This window comes from Halomonas jincaotanensis (assembly GCF_018448785.1).
GTDB lineage: Bacteria > Pseudomonadota > Gammaproteobacteria > Pseudomonadales > Halomonadaceae > Halomonas > Halomonas jincaotanensis.
In genome coordinates this window covers 384031-409947 of record NZ_JAHCLU010000001.1, presented here as the reverse complement: position 1 = coordinate 409947, position 25917 = coordinate 384031, and the positions used below count along the sequence as shown (strand labels likewise).

General features: G+C 60.2%; 22 protein-coding genes. 13 read left to right on the top strand and 9 right to left on the bottom strand.

Features of this window, described 5'->3' with window-relative positions; genetic code table 11:
* Positions 1-49: 49 nt before the first annotated feature.
* The gene (locus KG088_RS01945; protein WP_213823792.1) at positions 50-1960 is read right to left on the bottom strand and encodes an ABC transporter ATP-binding protein; all 1911 of its coding nucleotides are present in this window, start codon (positions 1958-1960) and stop codon (positions 50-52) included.
* A gap of 218 nt (positions 1961-2178) precedes the next feature.
* Between KG088_RS01945 and KG088_RS01940 the strand changes: the two genes are divergently transcribed.
* Genes KG088_RS01940 through kduD form a run of 3 tightly spaced genes read left to right on the top strand, consistent with a single transcriptional unit; the run spans position 2179 to position 4596 of the window.
* Entirely contained in the window at positions 2179-3159 is a 981-nt protein-coding gene (locus tag KG088_RS01940) for a 2-hydroxyacid dehydrogenase (RefSeq protein ID WP_213823791.1), read from the top strand.
* On the top strand, positions 3156-3815 hold the full coding sequence (locus KG088_RS01935; protein ID WP_213823790.1) for an HAD family hydrolase: 660 nt from the start codon (positions 3156-3158) through the stop codon (positions 3813-3815). The genes KG088_RS01940 and KG088_RS01935 overlap by 4 nt, the downstream gene beginning before the upstream one ends.
* A gap of 28 nt (positions 3816-3843) precedes the next feature.
* Positions 3844-4596 carry a 2-dehydro-3-deoxy-D-gluconate 5-dehydrogenase KduD gene (kduD, locus tag KG088_RS01930; protein WP_213823789.1) on the top strand — a complete coding sequence of 251 codons (753 nt, stop codon included), beginning with the start codon at positions 3844-3846 and terminating at the stop codon, positions 4594-4596.
* A 4-nt stretch (positions 4597-4600) separates the two neighbouring features.
* Here the strand turns inward: kduD and KG088_RS01925 are convergent, their stop codons facing one another.
* From KG088_RS01925 to KG088_RS01895, 7 genes are all read right to left on the bottom strand, one after another.
* Entirely contained in the window at positions 4601-6406 is a 1806-nt protein-coding gene (locus tag KG088_RS01925) for an IlvD/Edd family dehydratase (protein WP_213823788.1), read from the bottom strand.
* 95 nt (positions 6407-6501) lie between these two features.
* Complete coding sequence (locus KG088_RS01920) at positions 6502-7278, bottom strand: SDR family oxidoreductase (RefSeq protein ID WP_213823787.1); 777 nt, start codon at positions 7276-7278, stop codon at positions 6502-6504.
* A complete protein-coding gene (locus KG088_RS01915) occupies positions 7275-8171 on the bottom strand; it encodes an SMP-30/gluconolactonase/LRE family protein (protein ID WP_213823786.1) in 897 nt (298 codons plus the stop codon). The genes KG088_RS01920 and KG088_RS01915 overlap by 4 nt, the downstream gene beginning before the upstream one ends.
* A 17-nt stretch (positions 8172-8188) precedes the next feature.
* Positions 8189-9934 (bottom strand): IlvD/Edd family dehydratase, encoded by a 1746-nt coding sequence (locus KG088_RS01910; RefSeq protein ID WP_213823785.1) that lies wholly within the window; start codon positions 9932-9934, stop codon positions 8189-8191.
* Between the two features lie 45 nt (positions 9935-9979).
* A complete protein-coding gene (araH, locus tag KG088_RS01905) occupies positions 9980-10996 on the bottom strand; it encodes an L-arabinose ABC transporter permease AraH (RefSeq protein ID WP_213823784.1) in 1017 nt (338 codons plus the stop codon).
* Positions 10997-11029: 33 nt separating this feature from the next.
* Positions 11030-12523 (bottom strand): L-arabinose ABC transporter ATP-binding protein AraG, encoded by a 1494-nt coding sequence (gene araG, locus KG088_RS01900; RefSeq protein WP_213823783.1) that lies wholly within the window; start codon positions 12521-12523, stop codon positions 11030-11032.
* Between the two features lie 56 nt (positions 12524-12579).
* Positions 12580-13578: an arabinose ABC transporter substrate-binding protein gene (locus tag KG088_RS01895; RefSeq protein ID WP_213823782.1), complete on the bottom strand. Its 999-nt coding sequence runs from the start codon at positions 13576-13578 to the stop codon at positions 12580-12582.
* A gap of 156 nt (positions 13579-13734) precedes the next feature.
* Here KG088_RS01895 and KG088_RS01890 point away from each other — a divergent pair, with 156 nt between their 5' ends.
* Positions 13735-14700: a LysR family transcriptional regulator gene (locus tag KG088_RS01890; protein WP_213823781.1), complete on the top strand. Its 966-nt coding sequence runs from the start codon at positions 13735-13737 to the stop codon at positions 14698-14700.
* 19 nt (positions 14701-14719) lie between these two features.
* Here KG088_RS01890 and KG088_RS01885 read toward each other — a convergent pair whose 3' ends face one another.
* Entirely contained in the window at positions 14720-15646 is a 927-nt protein-coding gene (locus KG088_RS01885; protein WP_213823780.1) for a Gfo/Idh/MocA family protein, read from the bottom strand.
* A 279-nt stretch (positions 15647-15925) separates the two neighbouring features.
* Here KG088_RS01885 and KG088_RS01880 point away from each other — a divergent pair, with 279 nt between their 5' ends.
* From KG088_RS01880 to KG088_RS01840, 9 genes are all read left to right on the top strand, one after another.
* Positions 15926-16948, top strand: a complete 1023-nt coding sequence (locus KG088_RS01880) for a TRAP transporter substrate-binding protein (RefSeq protein WP_213823779.1) — start codon at positions 15926-15928, stop codon at positions 16946-16948.
* A 71-nt stretch (positions 16949-17019) separates the two neighbouring features.
* Positions 17020-17631 (top strand): TRAP transporter small permease subunit, encoded by a 612-nt coding sequence (locus KG088_RS01875; protein ID WP_213823778.1) that lies wholly within the window; start codon positions 17020-17022, stop codon positions 17629-17631.
* A complete protein-coding gene (locus KG088_RS01870; protein ID WP_213823777.1) occupies positions 17631-18932 on the top strand; it encodes a TRAP transporter large permease in 1302 nt (433 codons plus the stop codon). Before KG088_RS01875 ends, KG088_RS01870 begins: the two co-directional genes overlap by 1 nt.
* A 33-nt stretch (positions 18933-18965) precedes the next feature.
* Positions 18966-19964 carry an AraD1 family protein gene (gene araD1, locus KG088_RS01865; RefSeq protein ID WP_213823776.1) on the top strand — a complete coding sequence of 333 codons (999 nt, stop codon included), beginning with the start codon at positions 18966-18968 and terminating at the stop codon, positions 19962-19964.
* A 33-nt stretch (positions 19965-19997) separates the two neighbouring features.
* Positions 19998-21578: an aldehyde dehydrogenase (NADP(+)) gene (locus KG088_RS01860; protein WP_213823775.1), complete on the top strand. Its 1581-nt coding sequence runs from the start codon at positions 19998-20000 to the stop codon at positions 21576-21578.
* A gap of 216 nt (positions 21579-21794) precedes the next feature.
* Positions 21795-22706, top strand: coding sequence for an NAD(P)-dependent oxidoreductase (locus KG088_RS01855; protein WP_213823774.1), 912 nt, complete (start codon positions 21795-21797; stop codon positions 22704-22706).
* Between the two features lie 228 nt (positions 22707-22934).
* Positions 22935-23993 carry a TRAP transporter substrate-binding protein gene (locus KG088_RS01850; RefSeq protein WP_213823773.1) on the top strand — a complete coding sequence of 353 codons (1059 nt, stop codon included), beginning with the start codon at positions 22935-22937 and terminating at the stop codon, positions 23991-23993.
* Positions 23994-24082: 89 nt separating this feature from the next.
* Positions 24083-25378: a TRAP transporter large permease gene (locus tag KG088_RS01845; protein WP_213823772.1), complete on the top strand. Its 1296-nt coding sequence runs from the start codon at positions 24083-24085 to the stop codon at positions 25376-25378.
* Positions 25354-25917: a TRAP transporter small permease gene (locus KG088_RS01840; RefSeq protein ID WP_319941367.1), complete on the top strand. Its 564-nt coding sequence runs from the start codon at positions 25354-25356 to the stop codon at positions 25915-25917. Before KG088_RS01845 ends, KG088_RS01840 begins: the two co-directional genes overlap by 25 nt.

Here is a 25917-nt window from a genome sequence, read left to right as displayed (position 1 = left end):
GAATATCTCACCGGGCGTCCGTGCAATCGTGCGGATGGTCGCTAAGCCTTCACGGCTCGGCACCCACTGGCGCCTCACTTTCGATGTCCTGCCCCAGAAAGCCACCCGATTGGCGGCGCCAGAGGGCGGCGTAAAGCCCATCGCGCGCCAGCAATTCACCATGAGTGCCGCTTTCGACGATACGCCCCGCATCGATCACTACCAGGCGATCAAGCATTGCAATGGTCGAGAGTCGATGGGCAATGGCGATCACCGTCTTGCCCTCCATCAGCGCGTAAAGCTGCTCTTGTATCGCCGCCTCCACCTCGGAGTCCAGCGCCGACGTCGCCTCGTCGAGCACCAGGATCGGCGCGTTCTTCAGCAGCACGCGGGCAATGGCGATACGTTGACGCTGGCCGCCGGAGAGCTTGACGCCGCGCTCGCCGACATGGGCGTCCAGGCCTCGCCGTCCCTCGAGATCGACAAGCGACTCGATGAAGGTGTCGGCGTGAGCGCGACGTACCGCCTCACGGATCGCCTCCTCGCTGGCGTCAGGGCTCCCGTAGCGGATGTTGTCGCGCACCGAGCGATGCAGCAGTGACGTGTCCTGCGTGACCATACCGATTCGCTGGCGCAACGACACCTGCGTCACCGTGACGATATCCTGATCGTCGATCAGGATACGCCCGCCCTGGAGATCGAAGAAGCGCAGCAGCAGGTTGGCAAGCGTCGACTTGCCCGCCCCCGAGCGCCCGATCACGCCGACCTTCTCGCCGGGCGCGATGGTCAGGCTCATGCCATCGAAGACGTGCGCTCCCTCACCATCGTGGCCAGCCTCGTCATCATGACCTGCCCTGTCATCGTGACCCGCATAATGGAAGCGCAGCGCCTCGAAGCGGATCTCGCCATGCATCACGCGCAACTCGACGGCATTGGGACGATCCTGGACCGCCGGCGTCCGGGCGATGGTATTGATCCCATCCTGCACCGTGCCGATATTCTCGAATAGCCCGGCCACTTCCCAGAGAATCCAGTTGCTCATGAAGCGGATGCGCATCACCAACGCGATCGCCACCGCAATCGCCCCGAGCGATACCGCCTCCAGGTACCAGGCCCCGATGGCCATGGCCGCCACTGCGGCCAGCAGCAGCGAGTTGAGCACGGTCAGGCTCACCGTCAGTTTCGTGGCCAGACGCATCTGGCGGTGCACGGTGGCCATGAAGGTCTCCATGGCATCGCGGGCATAGGCCTGCTCGCGCTGTGTGTCGGCAAACAGCTTGATGGTCTGGATGTTGCTGTAACTATCGACGATGCGCCCGGTCATCTGCGCGCGCGCATCGGCCTGGTCCATCGACACCTTGCGAAGCCTGGGCACGTATACCCACATGATGAGCCCGTACCCCACCAGCCAGACCATCAGCGGCAGCATCAGCCAGGGTTCGGCGTTACCCATCAGCAGCATCGCGCCACTGAAATAGACGATCACGTAGACCATCAGGTCCATGAGCTTCATCACGGTCTCGCGGATCGCCAGGGCCGTCTGCATCACCTTCTGGGAAACCCGTCCGGCAAACTCGTCCTGATAGAAGGCCAGGCTCTGCCCAAGCATATGGCGATGCGACAGCCAGCGCCCGATCATCGGGTAGTTGCCGAAGATGCTCTGGTGAGTCACCAGCGATTGCAATAATGTCAGGAGTGGCAGGCCGATCATCACCATTGCTCCCATGCCTGCCAGCCGCCAGCCGTATTCGGCAACGAAACCCTCGCGCTCGGCCGTTGACAGCCAGTCCACGAGCTCGCCCATGTAATGGAAGAACAGCACCTCGGCCGCCGACACCAGTGCCGTGATCAGCGACATGGCGATCAGCAACGGCAACACCGGCCGCGAGAAATGCAGGATGAAGGCGAATAGCCCGCGTGGTGGCGTAGAGGGTTCGCCAGGCGGGTAGGGATTCACCAGATTTTCGAAGAAACGAAACATGACAGGGCCATCGATTGGGCGGGTTAGTCTGCTAACGTGGATGATATCGTGACGCAGGGGACCCCGCCGCGGAGAATGCGCCCAGGGCCTGGTGCCAGCATCTCCCTTGGACCCAAGATTTGGCCCGGACGACTGAGATGACCTACGCCCATCGCGCTAACTATATATCACCTTTTCACTTTTTCTGATCGACCGACTACCCAGGCAAGGACAGAATCATGACCAAGCGCATCGTCGCGTTCAGCCGCCTCAAGCAACCTCAGCTGGATCAGTTGCGGCAGGAATTTCATGTCGATTACTTCGAGCATCTCGAATCGACCGATAACGAAGCCTTTCGCGAGGCACTCAAGGACGCTCACGGGCTGATCGGCTCGAGCCTGAAAATCCCCGCCTCACTCCTCGACGCGGCCCCCCAGCTGGAGGCCATCGCCAGCATTTCGGTGGGTTACGACAACTATCCGGTCGAGGAGATGACGCGCCGGGGGATCCTGCTGTGCAATACCCCGGATGTGCTCACCGAGACCACTGCCGATACCGGCTTTTTGTTGATCATGGCCACGGCGCGGCGAGCGATCGAACTCGCCGATTTCGTCAAGCGGGGCGATTGGCAGGCGAGCATCGGCGAGCCGCAATTCGGCAGCGACGTGCACGGCAAGACACTGGGAATGGTCGGCATGGGACGCATCGGTGCGGCCATCGCCACGCGCGGCGCGCTGGGCTTCGGCATGAATGTGCTGTATTCCAATGCCTCGCCCAAGCCGGCGCTGGAAAGCTCGCTCGGCGCCGAGCGACGCGAGCTCGACGCCCTGCTCGCCGAGTCCGACTTCGTCTGCGTCAGCGTGCCTCTCACCGCCGAGACCGAGCATCTGTTCGGCGCCCGGGAGTTCGCCTTGATGAAGCCCACGGCGATCTTCGTCAACATCTCGCGCGGCAAGGTCGTCGATGAGTCGTCGCTGATCGCGGCGCTCGAGAAGGGTGAGATCCACGCCGCCGGTCTCGACGTTTTCGAGCAGGAACCCCTGTCGCCGGAATCGCCCCTGCCGCACATGGCCAATGTCGTGGCGATGCCGCATATCGGCTCGGCAACCCATGAAACCCGTCTGGCCATGGCGCAGCGAGCGGTCGACAATATTCGTCTGGCCCTGAAGGGCGAACGCCCGATCAGCCTGGTCAACGACGCTGCCTGGAGCCAGAAATGACCCAGCCGCTCTGCCTGCTCTTCGACTCCGATGGCACCCTGGTCGACAGCGAGATCCTGCTCGCCACGGTCATGGGTGAGCTTCTGCCCGTTTTTGGTCTACCCTTCACCGCTCGCCAGTACATGGAGGAATTTCGCGGCGTGCGCTTCAAGTCGATCATCGAGACGCTGGAAGGACGCCATGGCGCCCTCGAGGAGAGTCGCTTCCCGGTGATGGAAGCGGAAATGCGCGAGGCGATGGAGGCACGAATGCGCGCCGAGCTCGTCGCCATCGCCGGCATCCCCGAGGCCCTCGACGCCCTGGCCGAGCACCCCAAGGCCATCGTTTCCAACGGTCCGGAGCACAAGATCCGCTGCGCCATGCAGAGCACCCAGCTGGCGCATCATTTTACCGATAACCTGTTCAGCGCCTATACGCTGGGTGTCTGGAAACCCGATCCTGTGCTGTTCCTGAAGGCCGCCGAGGGGATGGGCGTTGCCCCCGAACACTGCGTGGTGATCGACGATGCCGCGGTGGGAGTGGCAGCCGGCCTGGAAGCCGGCATGCGGGTCATTCATCTCAATCACTTTCCCGATGAAGAGGTGACGCCAGCCGGCGCCATCGCGATCCGTCATGCCAGCGAACTGCCGCAAGTCATTCGGGGCCTGACGAAATGATCCCTACCTTGTAACAAGGAGCGTAACCGTGAATCTTTTCTCGTTGGAGAGTCAGGTGGGCATGGTCACCGGCTGCAACAAGGGCCTCGGTCAGGCCATGGCCGTGGCCCTGGCAAACGCCGGCGCCGACATCGTCGGCGTGAACCGTCGCCCGGCGCCCGAGACACGTGCCGCCGTGGAAGCCCAGGGTCGACGCTTCTTCGATGTCGAGGCCGCACTCGGCAAGGACTCACCCGCCGATATCGTCGCGCGCGCCCTCGATCAAGCCAGTCAGCTGGATATTCTGGTCAACAATGCCGGCACCATCCGCCGGGCGCCGGCGCTGGAATTCTCCGAAGCCGACTGGGATGAGGTGGTCGACGTCAATCTCAAGGCGGCGTTCTTCCTCGCCCAGCAGGTCGGGCGCCACCTGGTCGAGCGCCAGGCAGCGGGACGAATCGTCAATATCGCATCAATACTCTCTTTCCAGGGGGGCATTCGAGTGCCCTCGTATACCGCCAGCAAGAGCGGGATACTCGGCCTGACACGGTCGCTCGCCAACGAGTGGGCGGCATACGGGATCACCGTCAATGCCATTGCCCCCGGCTACATGGCCACGGACAACACCCAGGCACTGCGCGACGATGAAAACCGCAGCGCGGAGATACTCGGACGCATTCCCGCCGGGCGCTGGGGCACGCCGGACGACCTGGCCGGAGCCGTGGTCTTTCTCTGCTCCCCCGCCGCCGCCTACGTCAACGGTCATGCGCTGGCAGTGGACGGCGGCTGGATGGCCCGCTGAAGCCTCAGTGGTTATCCCGCGGCGGACTGCGCCGAGCAACGTCACGATATTTGGTGGCAGGCTCCAGCGTCATGCCGCGGTCCAACGGCTCGACCAGGACGCGCTGGATCTCCTGCCAGGGCGTCTGATGGTCTGGATAGCGATAGCCACCGTTGGCGTCGAGCCGCTCGCGCCGCGCCTTGAGTTCGTCGTCATCGATCTTCAGGCGAACCTCGCCGCGGCCGAGGTCGACGCGCAACCAGTCGCCGCTTTCCAGCAGCGCAAGCCCGCCACCGGTGGCCGCCTCGGGTGAGGCATTGAGGATCGAGGGTGAGCCCGAGGTACCGGACTGACGGCCATCGCCAAGGCAAGGCAGCGATTCGACGCCCTGTTTGATGAGGGCCTCCGGCGGCTGCATGTTGACCACCTCGGCGCCGCCCGGGTGGCCCACCGGTCCGGCGCCACGCATGACCAGGATGGTGCGCTCGTCGATACCCAGCGCGGGATCGTCGATCCGCGCGTGGTAATCCTCGGAACCGTCGAAGACCACCACCTTGCCGTCGAAGGCATTGGGGTCGTCGGGGTCGGAGAGAAAACGACGGCGAAAGTCGGGCGAGATGACGCTGGTCTTCATCAATGCCGAGTCGAAGAGATTGCCCTTGAGATTGAGGAAGCCGGCGTGCTCGACCAACGGATTGGCGTAGCGGCGAATCACGTCATCGTCACTTGTTTCGCGCCCTTTCACGTTATCGGCAAGCGTCTGGCCGTTGATGGTCATGACCTCACCGTGCAGATGACCTGCGCCCATCAGCTCGGTCATCACCGCCGGCACGCCACCGGCTCGATAGAACTCCTCGGAGAGATAGACGCCGGCCGGCATGACGTTGGCCAATAGCGGGATCTCATGACCTAGCCGCTGCCAGTCATCGTTGCTCAGCTCGATCCCGGCGTGCCTTGCGATGGCATTGATGTGGACCGGCGCGTTGGACGACCCCCCCAGCGCCGAGCAGACCACGATGGCATTCTCGAAGGCTTCGCGGGTCAGGATGTCGCTGGGCCGCAGGTCGTCCCAGACCATCTCGACGCTGCGCTCGCCGGTCTGGTAGGCCACCATCGCCCGCTCCTTGTAGGGCGCCGGAATCATGGCCGAGCCGGGCAGGCTCATGCCCAACGCCTCAGCCATGGAGTTCATCGACGAGGCCGTGCCCATGGTGTTGCAGTGGCCGATCGACGGCGCCGAGTCGGCGCCGCGTGCCAGGAACTCGTCATAGTCGATATCGCCGGCGGCCAGGCGCTTACGTAATTCCCAGATAATGGTTCCCGAGCCGACACGCTCGCCTTGGCGCCAGCCGTTGAGCATCGGCCCCCCGGAAAGCACGATAGCCGGAATGTTGACCGTGGCGGCGGCCATCAGGCATGCCGGCGTGGTCTTGTCGCAGCCGGTGGTCAGCACCACGCCATCCAGCGGATAGCCATGCAGCACCTCGACCAGCCCCAGGTAGGCGAGGTTGCGATCCAGCGCCGCCGTGGGCCGGCGCACGTTTTCGTGGATCGGATGCATGGGAAACTCGAACGGCACGCCGCCTGCCGCCCGGATGCCGTCCTTGACCCGCTTGACCAGCTCGATGTGGTGACGATTGCACGGGGTCAGGTCAGACCCCGACTGGGCGATGCCGATGATCGGCTTGCCGCTGGTCAGCTCGTCCAGCGTCATGCCGTAGTTCAAATAGCGCTCGATGCACAGCGCCGTGGTCCCGGGATGCTCGGGATTATCGAACCACCAGCGGGAGCGAAGCTGGTCGGGGCTTATCGGATACTTGTGATCACTCATAGTAGTGCCTAAGGAAGGTCAGAAAATACATCGAAAGAGGGTGACCATCATGCCGGCTCGTGGGCGATGTTCCACTTACCGCAGAGGGTCCGTTATCAATCATGATAGAGGACACTACGTCCACCATCGATGGTTAGGCAGCTGGCATTGATAAAGGGGGCCTCGTCCGATGCCAAAAATACCGCTGTCATCGCGACTTCCCGAGGACATCCCATCCGCCCCGGCGGCAGCAAGCTTTCAATATTTGCACGTGCCGCGGCCGGATCGGCGAAGGTTTGCCAGTGCGCTTCGACCGCGGGCGTGGCGATATAGCCCGGAGCGATGGCGTTGACGCGAACCCCTTGTGCAGCGTACTCGATGCCCAAGGCGCGTGTCAGTCCAATCAAGCCATGCTTAGCGACCGGATAAGGGAAGCAGCCCCGGATAATCGAAAAGGCATGGGTCGAAGCGATATTGACGATGGCTCCACCTCCATGATGGAGCAGGTCGGGCAATACGGCCCGGCTGCAGTGCCAGGCACCTTCAAGATCGACCGAAAGGCAGCGCTGCCAGGCTTCTTCAGGCATCGACAATGGCTCATGGAAGACATTCATGCCGGCGTTATTGATCAGGGTGGTCAACGGGCCCAGCGCATCTCGAGCGCGCGACACGGCCGCTTCCACCGAGGGGCGATCAGTGATATCGCAGCTCACCGCTAATACATGGCACCCTTTATCAGCCAGCGTCTCCGCCAACTGGCTAACGCCTTCACCATCTCGATCGGCCAGGCAAAGCGACGCCCCCTCTTGAGCACAGGCATCGGCAATAGCGTAACCGATACCGGCCGCGGCGCCGGTAATAAAGATACGCTTACCCGACAGCCTGTCACTCACGCTGAATCTCCGGAAATCGCGAAGCGTTCTGGTGGTAATCCGCGGAACCCCGCTACCACGCGAAATAGGCCACCGGCGGAAGGCTCGCCGTCGCGTTCGAATGCGGCAGTGGTGATGAAAAGCTGATCCAGATCCACCCCGCCGAAGGCACAAGAGGTAACCCGCGAAGCCGGCAGCGGCAGTGTCTCATCCAGGACGCCATCAACACGAAAACGGCTCAGGCGTCCGCCATCCCAGTGCGCTACCCAAAGACCTCCTTCGGAATCGCAGGTCATCCCATCCGGATACCCCTGGGTAGCGGAGAAGCGGATGTGTTCGCGTTTACCGGTCAGCTTACCCGAGGCCGAGAGATCAAAGGCGTATATGACGCCACGAGGCGTGTCACTGTGATAGAGGGTGCGACCATCGGGGGTAATGGCTGGGCCGTTGGCTACGCGATAGCCAGTATCCTGGCAAGCGATGTTCCTCTCGACGAGGCAATACAGAGAACCGCTTGAGTGCTTGGCAGCATCATCCATGGAGCCGAACCACAGGCGACCTTGGGCATCCACCTTGGCATCATTGAAACGGTTACCGGCGGGTTCTCCAAGGGGAGTCGTCCACTCTGATACTAGATGAGGCCCAGCGTCATCCAGGCGCAAATGCACCAGCCGAGAACGCAACCCGGCGATAAATCCATCGCCGTCACTGCGTGGCACCAGCCAGCAACAGGCCTCGTCCATCTTCCAACCATGAGTATTACGACTCGCGAGATCATGGACATGCAGTCGCGACCCGAGGATATCCACGAACAGCAGTTGTCCCGCATCGCCACGATCCGGGCACCATACCGGTCCCTCGCCGAGCCTGGCCCTTCCGGACCAGACGCACTCGATCATCGAGGCATCGACCATGACAGCGCCTCCCGGCATCAGTGAGAGTGACGCGGCACTTCTGAACCACGGCATCCCACCAGAAAATCAAAGTCGCAGCCCTCATCGGCCTGGAGCACATGCTCGATGTACAGCTGACGATAACCGCCATCGCTGGCGATACGCCGTGACGCCTCGGTGGGATTGCTTTGCGCAAGCCGCGACGCCAGCTCGTCGTCACTGACTTCCAGGTTCAACCGCCCCGTCTCACAATCGAGCTCGATCCAGTCGCCGTTGCACACTACCGCCAGCGGGCCGCCGGCAGCGGCTTCCGGCGCCACATGCAGCACCACGGTGCCGTAGGCGGTGCCACTCATCCGCGCATCGGAAATACGCACCATGTCAGTGACGCCCTGCTCGAGCAGCTTCGACGGCAGGCCCATATTGCCGACCTCCGCCATGCCGTGATAGCCGCGAGGGCCGCAGTTCTTCATCACCAGGATACTGTCGGCGTCGACATCCAGTGCAGGATCATTGATGCGCGCCTTGTAGTCGTCGAAATCCTCGAAGACCACCGCCTTGCCGCGATGCGTCATTAGCTCAGGGGTGGCAGCCGATGGTTTCAATACCGCCCCTTGGGGCGCCAGGTTGCCACGAAGCACGCACATTCCCCCATCGGGGACCAATGGAGAATCCAGCGGACGAATCACCGCATCATTATAGAGAGGCGCATCCTGAACGTTTTCCCACAACGTCTTGCCATTGACGGTCAGGGCATCCTTGTGTGGCAAACGGTCGGCCTCACCCAGCCGTCGTAGCACCGCGGGCAGGCCACCGGCATAGTAGAACTCCTCCATCAGGAAACGTCCCGATGGCTGTAGGTCGACGATGGTCGGCGTGCCACGACCAACGCGGGTCCAATCTTCCAGGGTAAGGTCCACACCGATGCGCCCGGCGATCGCCTTGAGGTGAATCACTGCATTGGTCGAGCCACCAATGGCGGCATTGGTACGGATGGCATTTTCGAACGCCTCACGCGTCAACACCTTCGACAGGGTCAGGTCTTCATTCACCATGTCGACGACGCGGTTGCCGGAGAGATGGGCCAGCACATAGCGACGCGAGTCCACGGCAGGAATGGCGGCATTGTGCGGCAGCGAGGTCCCAAGTGACTCGGCCATGCAGGCCATGGTCGAGGCCGTGCCCATGGTGTTGCAGGTGCCGGCCGAGCGCGACATGCCCGCCTCGGCGGCCATGAAATCGTGCATGGAGATCTTGCCGGCCTTGACCTGCTCGGAAAGCTGCCAGACGACGGTGCCCGAGCCGATGTCCTTGCCTTGGTGCTTGCCGTTGAGCATCGGCCCGCCGGTGACCACGATGGTGGGGATGTCACAGCTCGCCGCACCCATCAACAGCGCCGGCGTTGTCTTGTCACAGCCCACCAGCAGTACCACCGCATCCATGGGATTGCCGCGAATCGCCTCCTCGACGTCCATGCTCGCCAGGTTGCGGGTGAACATCGCCGTGGGCCTTAGGTTCGACTCGCCGTTGGAGAACACCGGGAATTCCACCGGGTAGCCGCCGGCTTCCAGCACGCCCTGCTTGACGTGCTCGGCGAGCTTGCGAAAGTGAGCATTGCAGGGCGTCAGCTCCGACCAGGTATTGCAGATACCGATGATCGGCTTGCCCTGGAATTCGTGGTCGGGAATGCCCTGGTTCTTCATCCAGCTGCGGTACATGAAGCCGTTCTTGTCGGCGCTGCCGAACCACTCGGCACTGCGTAACGGTCGCTTGCGATCAGTCATGATTCATCTCTCCTAACGGGAATAGGGCTCATGGAGTGAGTCGAGTCAGCCACGCTGGCGTCGGGTCTGCTTCCAGCGGTCAAACATCACGGCCAGCAGAAGGATAGCGCCTCTTACCAAGTACTGATAAAAGGTTGGCACATTGAGCAGGCCCATGGCGTTCTGGACGCAGCCCATGATCAACACCCCGACCAGGACACCCGTAATCGATGCGACCCCACCTGACAGCGCGACACCGCCCAGCACGCAGGCCGAGATGACGGCGAGTTCAAGGCCCATCGAGGTATTGGGATCACCCAGGCCCATGCGTGAGGTCAGGAGCACGCCAGCGATGCCGGCCACGACCCCCTGGAGTCCAAACACGATGATCTTGAGGCGACGCACGTTGACGCCGGCCAGGGCAGAGGCCTCTGCATTACCCCCGGTCGCCAGAACATTGCGACCAAAAGCGGTCATATTGAGGAGCACCCCGAAGATCACGAAACAGACAATCATGGTCCATACCGGCAGCGTCAGCCCCAGGAAGGAAGCACTGCCCAGATCAAAGAAAGCCGGCACGGTGATCATCACCGCATCGCCACCGGAGGTGATGTAGGCGAGGCCGCGCACGAACTCCATGGCGGCCAGGGTGGCAATCAGGGAGTTAATGCCAAAGCGCGCCACCACGAAACCATTGAAGGCGCCCACCGCACCTCCCGCGGCCACACCGCCCAGCACCCCAATCACCACACTACCGCTGGCGGAGGTGACAACGGCCGCCACTACCCCGGCGAAGGCCACGATGGAGGCTACCGAGAGGTCCACTTCGCCCAGCGCCAGCACCATCATCATGGTAGTGGCGATGGTGCCGATCAGCGTCACCGATAACAGCAGCCCCACCATGTTGCGGCTGGTGAGGAAGTCGGGAATGAAAATGGACAGGGCGATGAAGAGGATCAGGAAGATACCGATCAGACCGGAAGTGTCCAGCATGGCTCGCAGCGGCTTGGCGAGACGCTGACGGCCTTGCGGCTTGCTGGCAATCTCCCCATCATCCTGGGTGGCTAGTTTTTTGGTTGTCATGAGTCATCTCTCGTCAGATCAGTCATTGCGGTGTCAGGCGGGCAGCGCCAAACCCAGCAATCGCTCGGGAGTGGCAGCTTCGCGTGGCACGATGTCGACCAGTTCACCATCACGCATCACGGCGATGCGATCACAGATTGAGCGCACCTCTGCCAGGTCACTGGAGATCACCACGACACACTTGCCCTGCTCCGCGAGGTCATAGAGCAGGTTGTAAATGTCACGACGCGCGCCGACATCGATACCCCGTGTCGGCTCATCCATGACAAACACCTCGATCTCCTCGGAGAGCCAGCGCGCCAGGATCACCTTCTGTTGGTTACCTCCCGATAGGGTACCGATGCGCGTCTGCGGTCCCGGCGTCTTGATGCTCAATTGGCGGATATAGTGCTCGGTGTTGTCACGTTCGCGCCGAGGATGGCGAAAAAGACCCAGGCGCTTGAAAAAGCGACGACAGCTGATATTGAGGTTGTCGCTCACGCTGGCGACGGGAAAGATGCCCTGTGACTTGCGATCCTCCGGGCACATGGCGATGCCGGCACGGATCGCTTCCCCCGGGGTCCTGAAGGCTCGTACCTTGCCGTTGAGGCGCACCTCGCCACTGCTGGGAGGCTCCACGCCGCAGATCAGTCGCATCAGTTCGCTGCGACCCGCACCCACCAGTCCAAAGAAGCCGAAGACCTCCCCGCGCCTGACATCGAAGCTCACCGGGGCATGGAGGCCATGTCCTTCGATGGCATCGACCTCGATCATGGCTTCGCCCAATGGGCGCGACCGGAAACCGTAGACATCCTCGATGTCACGCCCGACCATTTCACTGACCAGCGTGTCTTGGTCAAGCGTTTCGAGACTGTCATGCGTGCGGATATGGCGTCCGTCACGGAAGACCGTCACGGCATCGCATATCTCGAACACCTCCTCCATGCGGTGCGTGACATACAGCACCACGCGCCCTTCGTCGCGCAATCGCTTGATGATGCGCTTGAGCTGACGGATCTCGTGCACCGAGAGGCTACTGGTGGGCTCGTCGAAGGCGATCACCTTGGCATCGCGCAATAGCGCCCGGCCGATCTCGATCATCTGCTGCTGGCCGATGGAGAGGTCGCGCACCTTCGTCGCCGGGTGAATATTGTCTTCGCCGAGTTCACGCAGGATGCGTCTCGCCTCTGCCTGCATGCGGCGCTTGTCGAGAAAGCCCCTGTGGGCCGGTAACTGACCCAGCAGGAGATTCTCGGCCACCGTCATGTTGGGCGACAACGTCAGTTCCTGATAAATGATCGCGATGCCCTGTTTCAGGCCTTCGCGTGCATTGGCGAAGACATGGCGCTCACCACCGATCCACAGTGCGCCCTCGGTAACGCGATTCACACCACTGAGCACCTTGAGGAGGGTCGACTTGCCGGCGCCGTTCTCACCCATCAGGGCATGCACTTCACCGGCATGGGCCGCGAAGCTAACGTCGTCAAGGGCCCGCACGCCGGGGAACTCGACAGTAATGCCATCGAATCGCAGATAGGGATCACTCATGCTCGTGCTCCACTGGGTTCATGGGCCCGCAGCGTCGCGGACCCAGAGACTTGCGTTTACAGGCCGAGGTCGTCTCGAACCTGCTCCCAGTTGTCACGGGTCATGAGGGTGCCAGCGGTCTCAGTATTGGCCGGAGGCTTCTCACCTTCAGTGATCCAGCGATAGAGGTTCTCCGCCGTCTCACTACCATGCATGGTGGAACTCACCGCCACAGTCCCATGGAAGCCAGTGGGATTTTCACGTGAAAATTCGGCAAATGCAGCACCGGAGCCGTTGATGCCGACGCCGATCACCTCCTCGGCCTCAAGGCCATATTGTTCGGTAGCACGCACGCCGCCTAACACGCTTTCCTCGTTCAGGGCATAGATGATCCAGTGCTTGTAGTCGCCATTTTTGGAGATCACCGGCGATGACGCCGCAAAGGCACTGCTGGTATCGCTATTCTGTTGCGGCGCATCCAGGATGTTGTCTTCCGGAAAGCCCCATTCAAGCAAGGCATCAGTAGCACCGTCGGTGCGCTCCTTGGCCGTCGGGAGTTCATAGTTGGTAATGCGCAGTGCGGCAACCTCTGACGGATCCCAGCCACGCTCCTCCATTTCCTCGGCGATGGCATTACCCACCTGCTGCCCGATCTTGTAGCCAGTCATCCCCAGATGCGGCACCTCTTCCATCGGCTCTCCATCCGAGCCCACGAAGCGATCATCCACCGTGACCACTTTCATCCCGTACTGCTCGGCACGATTCATGATCGTCGGGCCGAGCCGCACATCCGGTGGGCATATCACAAAACCCTGGGCGCCCTGGGAGTTGAGGTTGTCGATGGCACTCAGCACCTGCTGACCATCTTCACCGGAGAGCCTGATCACCTCGAAACCCATCTCTTCGCCGAGCTCGGTTGCGGCGCGTTGTTCATTGATGAACCAAGCCTGCTCAGGCTTCTTGACGATGAAGCCTATCTCGATCTCATCTTGATCCTGGGCTTGAGCGTTACCGAGCGAGGCAAGCGCCACGGCGCTAACCAGCGCCAGACGTGTGGCTGTGGAAGTGAGTGACATGGTTGTCTCCTGTTGGCTTGTTGATACCGTGTTGTTCTGTTGTCAGGGCTACCTGAACCCGCTGACACAATAGGCTCAGCCTCCCATAACCAACCAATGCCAATTTATCGACCAAGTGATATATTTTTTAATATTAGTTTAGGAAAAAACACCGCCATGACGGAATTGCTTGCCGACAACTGGTTCCTTCGCACCCGACTAAAGTTGCGACACCTGCAGCTCTTTCAGGCATTGGACGAAGAGCGCAACCTGCATCTTGCTGCGGATCGCCTCGGCATCAGCCAACCCGCTGCCTCAAAACTGCTGGGGGATCTAGAGTCGCGACTGGAAATCGTGCTATTCGATCGGCACGCTCGAGGCCTGACCCCGAACTGGTATGGCGAGATCCTGGTGCGGCACGCTCATAAGATGCTGTCGGACCTGCAAAACACGGGGCACGAGATGAATGCTCTGTACCATGGCAATACAGGCAGCGTGGCGGTGGGAACCGTGATGGCACCGGCCGTGACCCTGCTGACCAGTGCGATCGAGCGTATCCATCGCCATCGACCCGGCCTTAAGATCAGCGTAGACGTGGGGGTGAGCCAACGCCTGGTTCCCCGACTGCTGGAAGGCGAAATAGACTTTGCGATCTCGCGTATTCCGCCGGGTTTTCCGATCGAGCGCTTCGTGTTCGAGGAAATCGGCGAAGAGGAACTCTGCTTCGTCGGTCGGGTTGGCCACCCGCTGACAGGCAAGTCTGCGCTAACGCTGGAAACCATGAGAGCGTATCCTTGGACACTACAACCGCCGGGCGCCTTGATGCGCCAGCGGGTCGATAACCTTTTCCTCCATCATGGCGTCGTGCCCCCACGACAGATCATCGACACGCCAGATGTCATGGTCTCACTGGCGCTGGTCGACAAATCCGACACTCTTACCGTTACCACGCGGGAGGTAGCACAACTGCTCTGCTCACCGCAGCGATTCCATATGCTGCCCTTCAGTGAAACGCTGAGTGTTCAGCCTTATGGGCTCGTGAGTCTTCGCGACAAGCGCCTTTCCCCCGGCGCCGGAGCATTGATGACGACCCTGCGAGAGATCATCGCAGGCGAGAACTCATCTGAGCCACGTCGGTCCTGAAACAGCCACTGAAGCCCAATCACTCGATGAAGGGGTCTACCGTCTCGCGATGCCCGAGCAGACAAGCATCGGCAATATGGCGCAACGGCGCCAGATCTACCTCACTGGCATTCTCGCCGATGAGTTCGGCAAACCGCGCGTAGACACCAGCATACTCGCGTTCCTCCTCGTCCACGACGAGGCGATCACCGATCACCAGACGCTTGCCACCCCCCGTTAGCGACAAAGGCCCCGTATCCGTATCGACATGGATATCCCAGGTTGGCGGCCCCTCCTGTCGGAAATCGAAAGAGGCCTGGATCGGCGTTTCACGCGCATCACTAAACGTTAGCTTTGCCGCGATCGGCGTATGGCTGTTGTCGGGCACCATCAGTCGTGCCGAGCGCAAAAAGAACGGCGAGGGCAGTATGCGTGAGGCGATCGACATGGCGTTGATGCCAGGATCGAACACCCCCATCCCTCCCGGCTCCCAGATCCAGGCCTGGCCGGGATGCCAGACGCGAACATCCTCCTTCCACTCGATCTCGACACGCTCTATCCGACGGGATGCCAGCCACTCCCCCGCCGCCCTTACCCCGGGGGCATAGCGTGAGTGCCAGGCAGCGAAAAGAGGACAAGCGTTCGCCTCCGACACGCTCAGCAGATCCTCGATCTCGCTTAGTGTCGCTCCGGGAGGTTTTTCCAGCAGCACCGCCTTGCCATGCTCCAGGGCGAGACGCGCTTGGGAATGTCGCAGATGCGTCGGCGTGCAGATGGCCACAGCATCGAGCGATGGCTCGGCATCGAGCATCTCTGCCAAGGAAGCGTAGCTGGGCGTACCCGTCAGCGAGGCAGTCGGGTCGGCAATTGCTTGCAGATGATAGTCAGGGCTGGCGTGAAGGGCCGGTAAGTGTTGATCATGGGCAATCTTGCCTAGACCGACTAGGCTAATCTTGATTGGTGGCATTGAGTTACCTGTGGTGGTCGGTGAAGACAGGCATTATTCCGTCCTGATACAGCGAAGGTAAAGCCAACGCGACACGCTGTGTCAATCACATGTTTCCCTCGTCTGGCCAGCGCCAGCGTGCCAATTTGGAAGCGCAGCTTTGGTAGCAAGTCCGACCAAAGTCTATGTTGAACATTTATGTGTTATGTTCAACATAGAGGCTCGCCAATAAGGGCATTCCCATACGGGTGCCCGAACGACACAACCACAACAACGAGTGAATTCTCGATGGAGAGACAGATGCAAAAATCAACATGTCGCCTCATGGTCGCCGGTTCAGCACTGATGCTGATGGGCCTTTCCACGGCCCAGGCGGCCGAATACGAATGGAAGTTCCAGGCGTCTGAAACGTCGGGCGAACCCAGCTTCAAGATCAAGGAAGAATGGGCCGAGAAGATCACCACGATGACCGACGGGCGTGTCGAGATCGAGGTCATGCCCATCAATGCCATCGTCGGGCCTACCGAAACGCTCACGGCCGTCAGCTCAGGTATTCTGCAAGGGCACATGACCGATCCCAGCTATTTCTCCGGCCAGGATCCTGCCTTCGGCATGCTCGGCAACCTCGTTGGCGCCTGGCAGAACCCCTATGATTTCCTCGAGTACATGAAGTACGGCGGCGGGGAGGAGCTCTACAACGAACTGGTCGAGCCCTACGGCGCCCACCTGATCAGTGCGGCGACCTTCCCGCTGGAGTCGGTACCCTCCACCGTGCCCATCGAGTCACTCGAGGACTTCGAGGGCCTCAAGATTCGTGCTCCCCAGGGCATGGTCTACAACATCTTCGAGCGCATCGGCGCCACGCCGGTCAACCTCCCCGGCTCGGAGGTCTACACCGGTCTTGAGAAGGGGGTGATCGATGCCGCCGACTCAACGGTACTGTCGAACAACGACGCCATGGGCCTGCACGCCTTCGCCCCCTACCCTTTGTATCCGGGCTTCCACTCCATGCCGATGATCGCGGTATCGATCAACAAGGAGATCTGGGATGGTCTGCCCGAGGAGCTGCAGACCACGCTGAAAACGGCCTTCGATGGCATGGCCTATGACCTGATCGCCCGTCTCAAGCAGCAGGATATCGAGACCCTGCAACGGCTCCAGGAAAATCCGGATGTCCATCCTTTCGACCTCCCCGCCGAGGAGCGCAAGAAGTTTCGCACCGCGGCAGAGCAAGAGTGGCAGGAATGGGCCGGCGAGAACGAGATGACTCAGAAGATCTACGACTCGGCCACCGCTTTCCTGCGCTCGCGCAACCTTCTCTGAGTCGGTTCTATTAACCTAACCGGCGCATCGCTCGAGGCACTCTCCTCGAGCGATGCGCGTAGAGGCGCGCCATGTCTCAAAAAACGCCTGACAATCAAGACCTGTCTCCTGACACCCAAGACCTTTCTGACATCCTCGAAAAGGTTGAAGAGGTCTCCCCCGAACGCAACGCCTTCGACCGCATGATCGCCCGTGGCGGCCGTGCCGTCTCCTGGCTGGTGCTCGTGGCCATGGGCATCAGCGTGGTCGAAGTGTTCATGCGCTACGGTTTCAACAACCCCACGTCCTGGGTACACGAGACCGTGGTGTTCCTGATCGCGGTCATCTTCGCCCTTGGCGGGCCCGCGGCGATGGCTCGCAACAGTCATATTCGCGTCAAGGTGCTCTACGACAGCGCCGGCCCGCGTCTGAAGTGCTGGATGGACCGCTTCAACGACCTGCTGACCCTGGGCTTCTGCCTGGCCATGAGCTATGCCGCCTTCCACATGTTCTGGGGAGCGTCCCACAATCCACTCGGCGAGTGGTCACTGGAGCGCTCGGGTACGTCCTGGAATCCCCCTTTCCCCGCCATGGTCAAGGGCATGATTCTCTTCGCCCTGGTGCTGATGACCCTTCAGGCTACGCTGCACCTGCTGCAATCGATCAGGGCCAAACCTGATGCCGGGACCGAGGAGACGCGCTGATGGATATCTCAACTGCCACAATTCTGATGGTCGGCGCGATCTTTGCCCTGCTGGTGACCGGCCTGCCGCTGGCCTTCATCACCGGCCTGGTCGCCATGGCCTTCACCTTCGGCTGGTTCGGCGAGACCGCACTACCGCTGGTCACCAGCCGTGTCTATGGATTCATCACCGAGTATTCGCTGGTGGCCGTGCCCATGTTCGTGCTGATGGCCTCGCTACTCGATCGTTCGGGCATCGCCAAGGACCTGTTCAATGCCATGCGCGTTTTCGCCGGACGCTTGCCTGGCGGCGTCGCGGTCCAGACCATCGTGGTGGCGTTCTTCCTTGCCGCGCTCTCGGGCATCATCGGCGGGGAGATCGTGCTGCTGGGCATTCTGGCATTACCGCAGATGCTACGCCTGGGCTACGACAAGCGGCTTTCCATCGGGGTGGTGTGTGCCGGTGGCGCCCTGGGCACCATGATGCCGCCATCGATCGTGCTGATCATCTACGGGCTGATCGCCAGCGTATCGATAGCCGAGTTGTTCACTGCCGCCGTTACCCCGGCGGTGATCCTCATGGGGTCGTATATCGCCTACGTGTTGGTGCGTTGCCTCAGGAACCCCGCCCTGGGCCCGCCCCTGGACGAGAGCACCCAGGACAATCCCTTTGCCAGCAAGCTCGATGCCGTCAAGGCCATCGTACTACCGGGGTTGATCGCCTTTCTGGTCCTCGGCACCATCTACGGGGGTATCGCCTCGGTGACCGAGGCCGCGGCAATGGGGGTTTTCGGCGTACTCCTTGCCACGGTGGTCCGCGGCGAATTCAACACAGGCATGCTGCACCATAGCCTGGGACAGACCATGAACACCTGCGGCATGATCATCTGGATCGGTATCGGCGCGGCAGCACTGGTGGGTGTCTATAACCTGATGGGCGGCAACCGTTTCGTCTCGGGCATGATCCTGGGGCTGGAGGTGGCGCCGATCGTGATCATTCTGGTGATGATGGCGATCATGCTGGTGCTAGGGTTGTTCCTCGACTGGATCGGTATCGCCATGCTGGCCCTGCCGATCTTCCTACCCATTGTCGTTCAGCTAGGTTTCGACCCCATCTGGTTCGGCATTCTCTTTGCCGTGAACATGCAGGTATCCTTCCTGTCACCGCCCTTCGGTCCCGCCGCCTTTTACCTGAAGAGCGTGGCACCACCTGATATCAGCCTGAAGGATATCTACCTGTCGGTGCTGCCTTTCATGGCCATCCAGCTGTGTGTTCTCGCGGCGCTATTGATGTGGCCACAACTTGCCATCTGGCCACTATGATGACCGCCCCTTTCGCTCCATGAGGAAACCGCCATGCGTTTGATTCAGTGTGAACACCAGGGCCAGGTTCGCGCCGCCCGGGTGGAAAGCGACCAGCAAGTCAGGCTGCTCGAGTGCGATACCTACACTCTGGCCAAGCGCGCGATCCACACCGGAAAGCCACTCAGTGACACCATCGAGGCGGCACTGACCGACACGCGACTCGATTACCAAGCGCTGGTCGACGATAAGCGCTTGCTGCCCCCGCTGACGCATCCCGACCCGGCCCACTGCCTGGTGACGGGCACCGGCCTGACCCACCTGGGCAGCGCCGACACCCGCTCGGCGATGCATGCCCAGTCTCAACAACAGGCGCAAGTCAGCGAGGAGGAGCTGACCGACTCCATGCGCATGTTCAAGCTGGGTGTCGAGGGCGGCAAGCCCGCCGCTGGCGAGCAAGGTGCCCAACCGGAGTGGTTCTACAAGGGCGATGGCCAATGTGTCGTGGCGCCCGAGGCCGAGCTGCCCTCCCCGGCGTTCGCCGAGGATGCCGGCGAGGAGCCCGAACTGGCCGGTCTGTATGTGATTGGCGACGACGGTTCACCCTGGCGAGTTGGTTACGCTCTCGGCAACGAATTTTCCGATCATGTTACCGAGCGCTTCAACTATCTCTGGCTGGCCCATTCCAAGTTGCGCGCTTGCAGCTTCGGTCCCGAGTTGCTGATCGGCGAACTGCCGGCACATCTCGAGGGGACCAGCCGCATCGTACGCGACGGTCAGACGCTATGGGAGAAGCCCTTCCTGACGGGAGAGGCCAACATGGCCCATAGCCTGGCGAACCTGGAACATCATCACTTCAAATACCCGGGTTTCCGCCGCCCCGGCGACGTTCACGTGCACTTCTTCGGCACCGCGACGCTGAGCTTCGCCGATGGCATCGAAACTCGCGAAGGCGATCGCTTTGAGATCCGTATCAGCGAGTTCGGTCGACCCTTGCGTAACCCGCTACGCTTGGTAGCGGCGACCCCAGCCATCGACATCCAATCGCTCTAAGCTCTATAACTTTAATATCAGCAGGAGGTCCTTATGACTCTGGAAGGTAAACTACTCATCGGCCAGCAAGCCGTCAGCGGCCAGCAGACCGAGATCCACGCCATCAACCCGGCCACCGACGAGAGACTGGAACCGACCTATATGGGTGGCAGCAAGGCCGACGTCGAAAAGGCCTGCGCGCTCGCCGAGGCGGCGTTCGACACCTACCGCGAGACCTCGCTCGAGGAACGCGCGACCTTTTTGGAAACCATCGCCTCCGAAATCGAGGCCATCGGCGATGCGCTGATCGAGCGCGCCATGGCCGAGTCCGGCCTCCCCCGGGCACGGCTGGAAGGCGAGCGCGGTCGCACCTGCGGCCAATTGCGCCTTTTCGCCGGCGTGGTGCGAGCCGGTGAATGGCTCGACGTGCGCGTCGACCCGGCGCTGCCCGAGCGCGAGCCGATGCCGCGAGTCGACCTGCGCCAGCGCCATATCGCGCTGGGCCCGGTGGTCGTGTTCGGACCCAGCAACTTCCCGCTGGCCTTCTCCGTGGCCGGTGGCGACACCGCCTCGGCCCTGGCCGCCGGCTGCCCGGTGGTGGTCAAGGCCCATTCGGCGCATCCCGGCACCTCCGAGCTGGTGGGCCGCGCCCTGCAGAAGTCGGTCGAGACCTGCGGCCTGCCCGAGGGCGTGTTCTCGCTGCTGTTCGGCTCCGGCCGTGAGGTGGGCGCGGCGCTGGTCGCCGATCCGCGTATCCAGGCGGTGGGCTTCACCGGCTCGCGCAGTGGCGGCACTGCCCTGCTGTCGATCGCCCAGAATCGTCCTCAGCCGATTCCGGTCTACGCCGAGATGAGCAGCATCAACCCGGTGTTCTTGCTGCCCGAAGCGCTCAAGGCACGCGGTCAGGCCATCGCTGAGGGCTTCGTCGGCTCGCTGACCATGGGCGCCGGCCAGTTCTGTACCAACCCCGGCCTGGTGATCGGCGTGAAGGGCACCGACCTCGACGGCTTCCTCGATGTCGCCGGCAAGGTAGTCGAGGGTAGCGCTGCCCAGACCATGCTCACCCCCGACACCCATCAGGCCTACCAGGAGGGTGTCGAGCGCTTGTCGAGTCACGCCAAGGTCCGTGAAGTCGCCCGCGGCGAGAAGGGTGCCGACCCCCACCAGTGCCAGCCGGCCCTGTTCGCCGTCGCGGCGGCCGACTTCATGGCCGACGAGGCCCTGCAGCGCGAAGAGGTCTTTGGCGCCTGCTCGCTGGTGGTCGAATGTACCGACCCTGACGAGATGAAGCGTATCGCCGCGCAACTGGAGGGCCAGCTGACCGCTACCCTGCAGCTGGACGATGGTGATCTCGGAACGGCCAAGCAGCTGCTGCCGATTCTTGAGCGCAAGGCGGGTCGCATTCTCGCCAACGGCTGGCCCACCGGCGTGGAAGTCTGCCACGCCATGGTCCACGGCGGGCCCTACCCGGCGACCTCAGACAGCCGCACCACCTCGGTGGGCAGCGCGGCGATCCACCGCTTTCTGCGCCCGGTGTGCTACCAGGCGCTGCCGGCGGACTTGCTGCCCGAGGCGCTCAAGGAAAGCAACCCGCTCGGCGTGAGCCGCCTGGTCGATGGCAAGCGCGAGGCGTGACAGCGAAAGTCAGCGACAACAGGACTCGCCCTGTTGTCGCTGACTTATTGATCAAGCGTACTTTTTTGCATGTCGATGTCAGGTAAAGGCAACCCGGGATCCTTCAACTTCCCTGCAGAAAAGGAAAGGAGGCTGCCGAGCGACGAAATGCCTGGCCCTTCATCATGCCCCGAGGTACATGAAGTCTTGCTTCAGGAACCAGGAAAAGGACAAATCATGTCGAACGCAATCAATAAAGTTGGCTTCATTGGCCTGGGTTTCATGGGACACGGTATCGCGAAGAATATTGTCGAAAAGGGTTTTTCCCTGACGGTCATGGCGCACAGGAATCGTGCTCCTGTGGAAGACATGATCAGCCGTGGCGCGACAGAGGTCGAAACCGTAAAGGAAGTGGCTGCCGATTCAGAGATCGTTTTTCTTTGCGTGACGGGGTCGAAAGAAGTCGAGGCAATCATTCGCGGCGAGAATGGGCTCAAGGAAAGCCTGAAGCCCGGATCGATCGTCATCGATACTTCCACCTCTGACCCGAACTCCACCCTGGCTCTGGCAGACGAACTCGAGGCAGTCGGCGTCACTCTCGTCGATGCTCCACTGGGACGCTCACCGAAGGAAGCCTGGGAAGGCAAGCTCGATACGATGGTTGGATGCGATGAACAGACATTCGCGCGGATCAAGCCGGTACTGGAAACCTGGGCGGGTCGGATCGTCCATATAGGCACTATCGGCGACGGGCACAAGATGAAGCTTATCAACAACTTCATCTCCCTCGGATACGGTGCCCTCTATGCCGAGGCCCTGACGCTGGCCGAGAAGGTCGGAATAGAACCTGCGCGTTTCGATAGTGTCATTCGTGGCAGTCGGATGGATTGCCAATTCTACCAGACCTACATGCAGTATGTACTTGAGCGCGACCGCGATGCCCACAAGTTCACATTGCGCAATGGCTTGAAGGACATGCGCTATCTCGATGCCATGGCGACTCAAGCCGGCATTGCCAACCCCCTTTCGAATGCAGTGAAGAATTCCTATGCTCTGGCGGTCAACACGGGTCGTGGTGAAGATTATATACCTATGATTTCCGATGTGATTGCGGAGCTCAACGATACCTCTCTGGAACCAGCCGAATGAGGAGCCCCGTAGCCTTGCAATGAGGCCCTCATTCATATCGGCAATTCAACAGAGATGGCAAGGAAAACAAACCACATACGAAAGTCTATGTAGAACATGAAATGCAATTGTTCTACATTATCTACGCGAGGGTGATAGAGAAGCTGGGACAATCCAAAAACAATAGGCTGCTTCTCCCAATACTCCGCTAAATCCTGCATCAAGCCACAAAAATATGGAGACGATGCAATGAAGAAGGCTCTTGTTAAAACAGCAATCAGCGGTTCCTGTATTCTGGGACTCACCCTGGCGAGTGCAGGATCGGCAGTCGCTCAAACATATTCAGCCACCTTTGCCTACTTTGACTCAAACGTAGACTTTCAACTTCCTGCTGCCGAAGCTTTCAAGAATTACATCGAAGTAGCCACCGATGGTGACATGGAAATCAATATCACCACCGTCGGTGGCCTGGGTGGTGATGAAAGGGAGGTCCTGGATCAGTTGCGCCTTGGTGAACTTCAGTTCATGACCCCTAATGCAGGCGGGCTTGCTGGCGCATTCCCCGCTGCACAGGTTTGGAACCTGCCCTTCCTCTTCGCCGGCCGCCATATCGCTTGGAAAGTATTCCAAGATCGGGAATATATTGGCCTCGTCAATGACCAGATACAAACCGATACCAACGGTCAACTGCGTTTCCTCGGTGCGGCAGAAAATTCGGTGCGCCATCTCTACACCACCCGCGGCCCTATCCGGGTTCCTTCCGATCTTGATTCCGAAGGCATCAAGATCCGCACCATGCAGGCTCCCATGCATCAAGCGGTATGGACCGAACTCGGTGCTCCTTCAGTCGTCGCTCTTCCGGCAGCAGAACGCTACACAGGCCTTCAAACTGGTCTCATCGATGCCACCGAAGGTGGGCTAAACTCGGCCTGGAATGCAGGACTTCTTGAAGTCGCGGACTATGTGACGCTGACAGCGCACATGTATGATGTCACCAGTTATATCGTCAGTGACAATTTCTTCGAAAGCTTGCCTGAAGAATATCAGAAAGTCGTCGAGGAAGCCTCATCACTCGCCATTGATGTCCAGAATGCACATGCCCTGGTCAAAGATAACGAGGCATTGAATCGCATCATAGAGGCCGGCAACACGGTAGTAGAACCAACCTCAGAAGAGCGGGCGGCATGGCGTGAGCTGGCAGAGCCCGTAGGCCGCGAGTTCGTTGCAGAAGTTGCCGATCCTGATTTCATGCAGGCCACACTCGACACCGTATCCCGAGTGGAAGAAACTTTCTACCAACAACAATAACCCACCCAAAGTTGTAACACCTAAAAGAGACCCAGCAGCTTCATCCATGCTGGGTCCCTTGTTACAACAGGGTAATCGGAGATTCTGCCGTGGTCATCGTCCTGTTACTGGGCATCCTATTTTTTCTGATCTTTCTCGGTGCCCCCGTTTTCCTGGCCATGATTTTTGCTAGCCTGGTTCACTGGGTTGACGTAGGGCGCGATTCAGCTCTTATAGTACTGGTTCAAAGATTCTACGGTGGAATGACATCTTTTACCCTTCTGGCCATTCCCATGTTTCTGTTAGCCGGCAATATCATGACCAAGGGCGGCTTAACTGATCGCCTCATTGGCCTTGCCAAGGCGATGGTCGGGCATTTCAAGGGAGGGCTAGCTCAGATAAACATTCTTTCCAGTGTCTTCTTCGGAGGAATTTCCGGATCTGCCTATGCCGACATCGCCGCGATGGGAACTGTCTTCATTCCAGCGATGAAGAAGGAAGGATATCCGGAAGGGTTGGCGGGAGCCATCACTGCAGTGTCAGGGACAATGGCACCCATGATACCGCCCAGTATTGTCCTGATCGTCTATGGGTCGACGTTCGGGGTTTCCATTGGCGCGCTCTTCGCTGCCGGACTCAGCGTGGCATTATTGATCGCCATATGTTACATGACACTGACATATTTTCTGATACGAAAACTCGGGGTGCCCTCCTATCAAAGAGCTTCGTTTAGAGATGTACTGACAGCCCTGAAACACGCTTCGGGCCCCCTCGTGCTTCCCGTCGTGGTGGTTGGTGGCATCTTCAGTGGATTCTTCTCCCCAACCGAAGCGGGTGCAGTGGCGGCCGCCTATGCCATGTTCATCACGGTGGTGATCTATCGCAGTATCAAGTTGAGCGACCTGCCCAAGATCTTTCTGGAAACGGCCCTCACCACCGGAGCGGTGATGGTGCTTATAGGTGCTGCTTTTTCATTATCCTATGTCATGGCCGCCCGTCATGTGCCAGTAGAGATTTCCTCCGCCCTACTGAATCTGACGACTGATCCATTTCTCATTTCGCTTCTTATACTTGCAATGCTCTTCATTGTCGGCCTCTTCATCGACCGCACCACCGCTGTCCTGCTTTTCGGTGCCATCGTAATACCAATATTTACCACCCAGGCCGGCTTCAGCTCCATTCATACCGCAATGATCATTGTCATGGCTCTGGGTATCGGCCATCTTACCCCTCCTGTCGGAGGCACCTTGCTGATGACGGCCTTGGTCGGAAAAATGTCGGTGACGTCCATCGTGCGCTATATCTGGCCCTTCATTATCCTAGAGATCGCAATCACGACAACGGTCATCCTCTTCCCGGCCATCAGTGAAACCTTGCCCAGATGGTTGGGTCTTGGCGGACTTTGAGAGAAATTCCAATGACATTCCTCCATGCCTTTAGGTTCGTTACCCAAAGATTCGACATACTCTGCGGATATATCGACACGGCGGCTCGATTCATCCTCATCTTCCTATCCGCCCTCATTTTCATACTACTGATGTTGCAGGTGGTGATGCGGTACATGATTCAATCACCCCTTGCTTGGGTGGAAGAGGTCACGAGCTATGCCCTTGCCTATCTGGTCCTCTTCGCTTGCAGTTCCTACATACGTTCTTGGCAGCATATCCGTGTCGACACCTTTGCCAACGCCTTTCCAAAGTCCCTTCAAACCATCATTTTTGCCGCCATCAACATCCTGGCTATCTACTTTTCTTACCTACTCATCTTCTCCGGCTACCGACTCGCTATGCTGGGCATCGGCGATCTCACTCCCAGCGGATCCTTCAATCTGTACTGGCCACGAATGGCGATGGTGATTGGTGGTGCATTGATCATGCTGCAAGCCTTCAACAATGTACTGCGTGCCCTCTCCGGAAGAGCAGAAGCTTCACTACGAACAAAATGA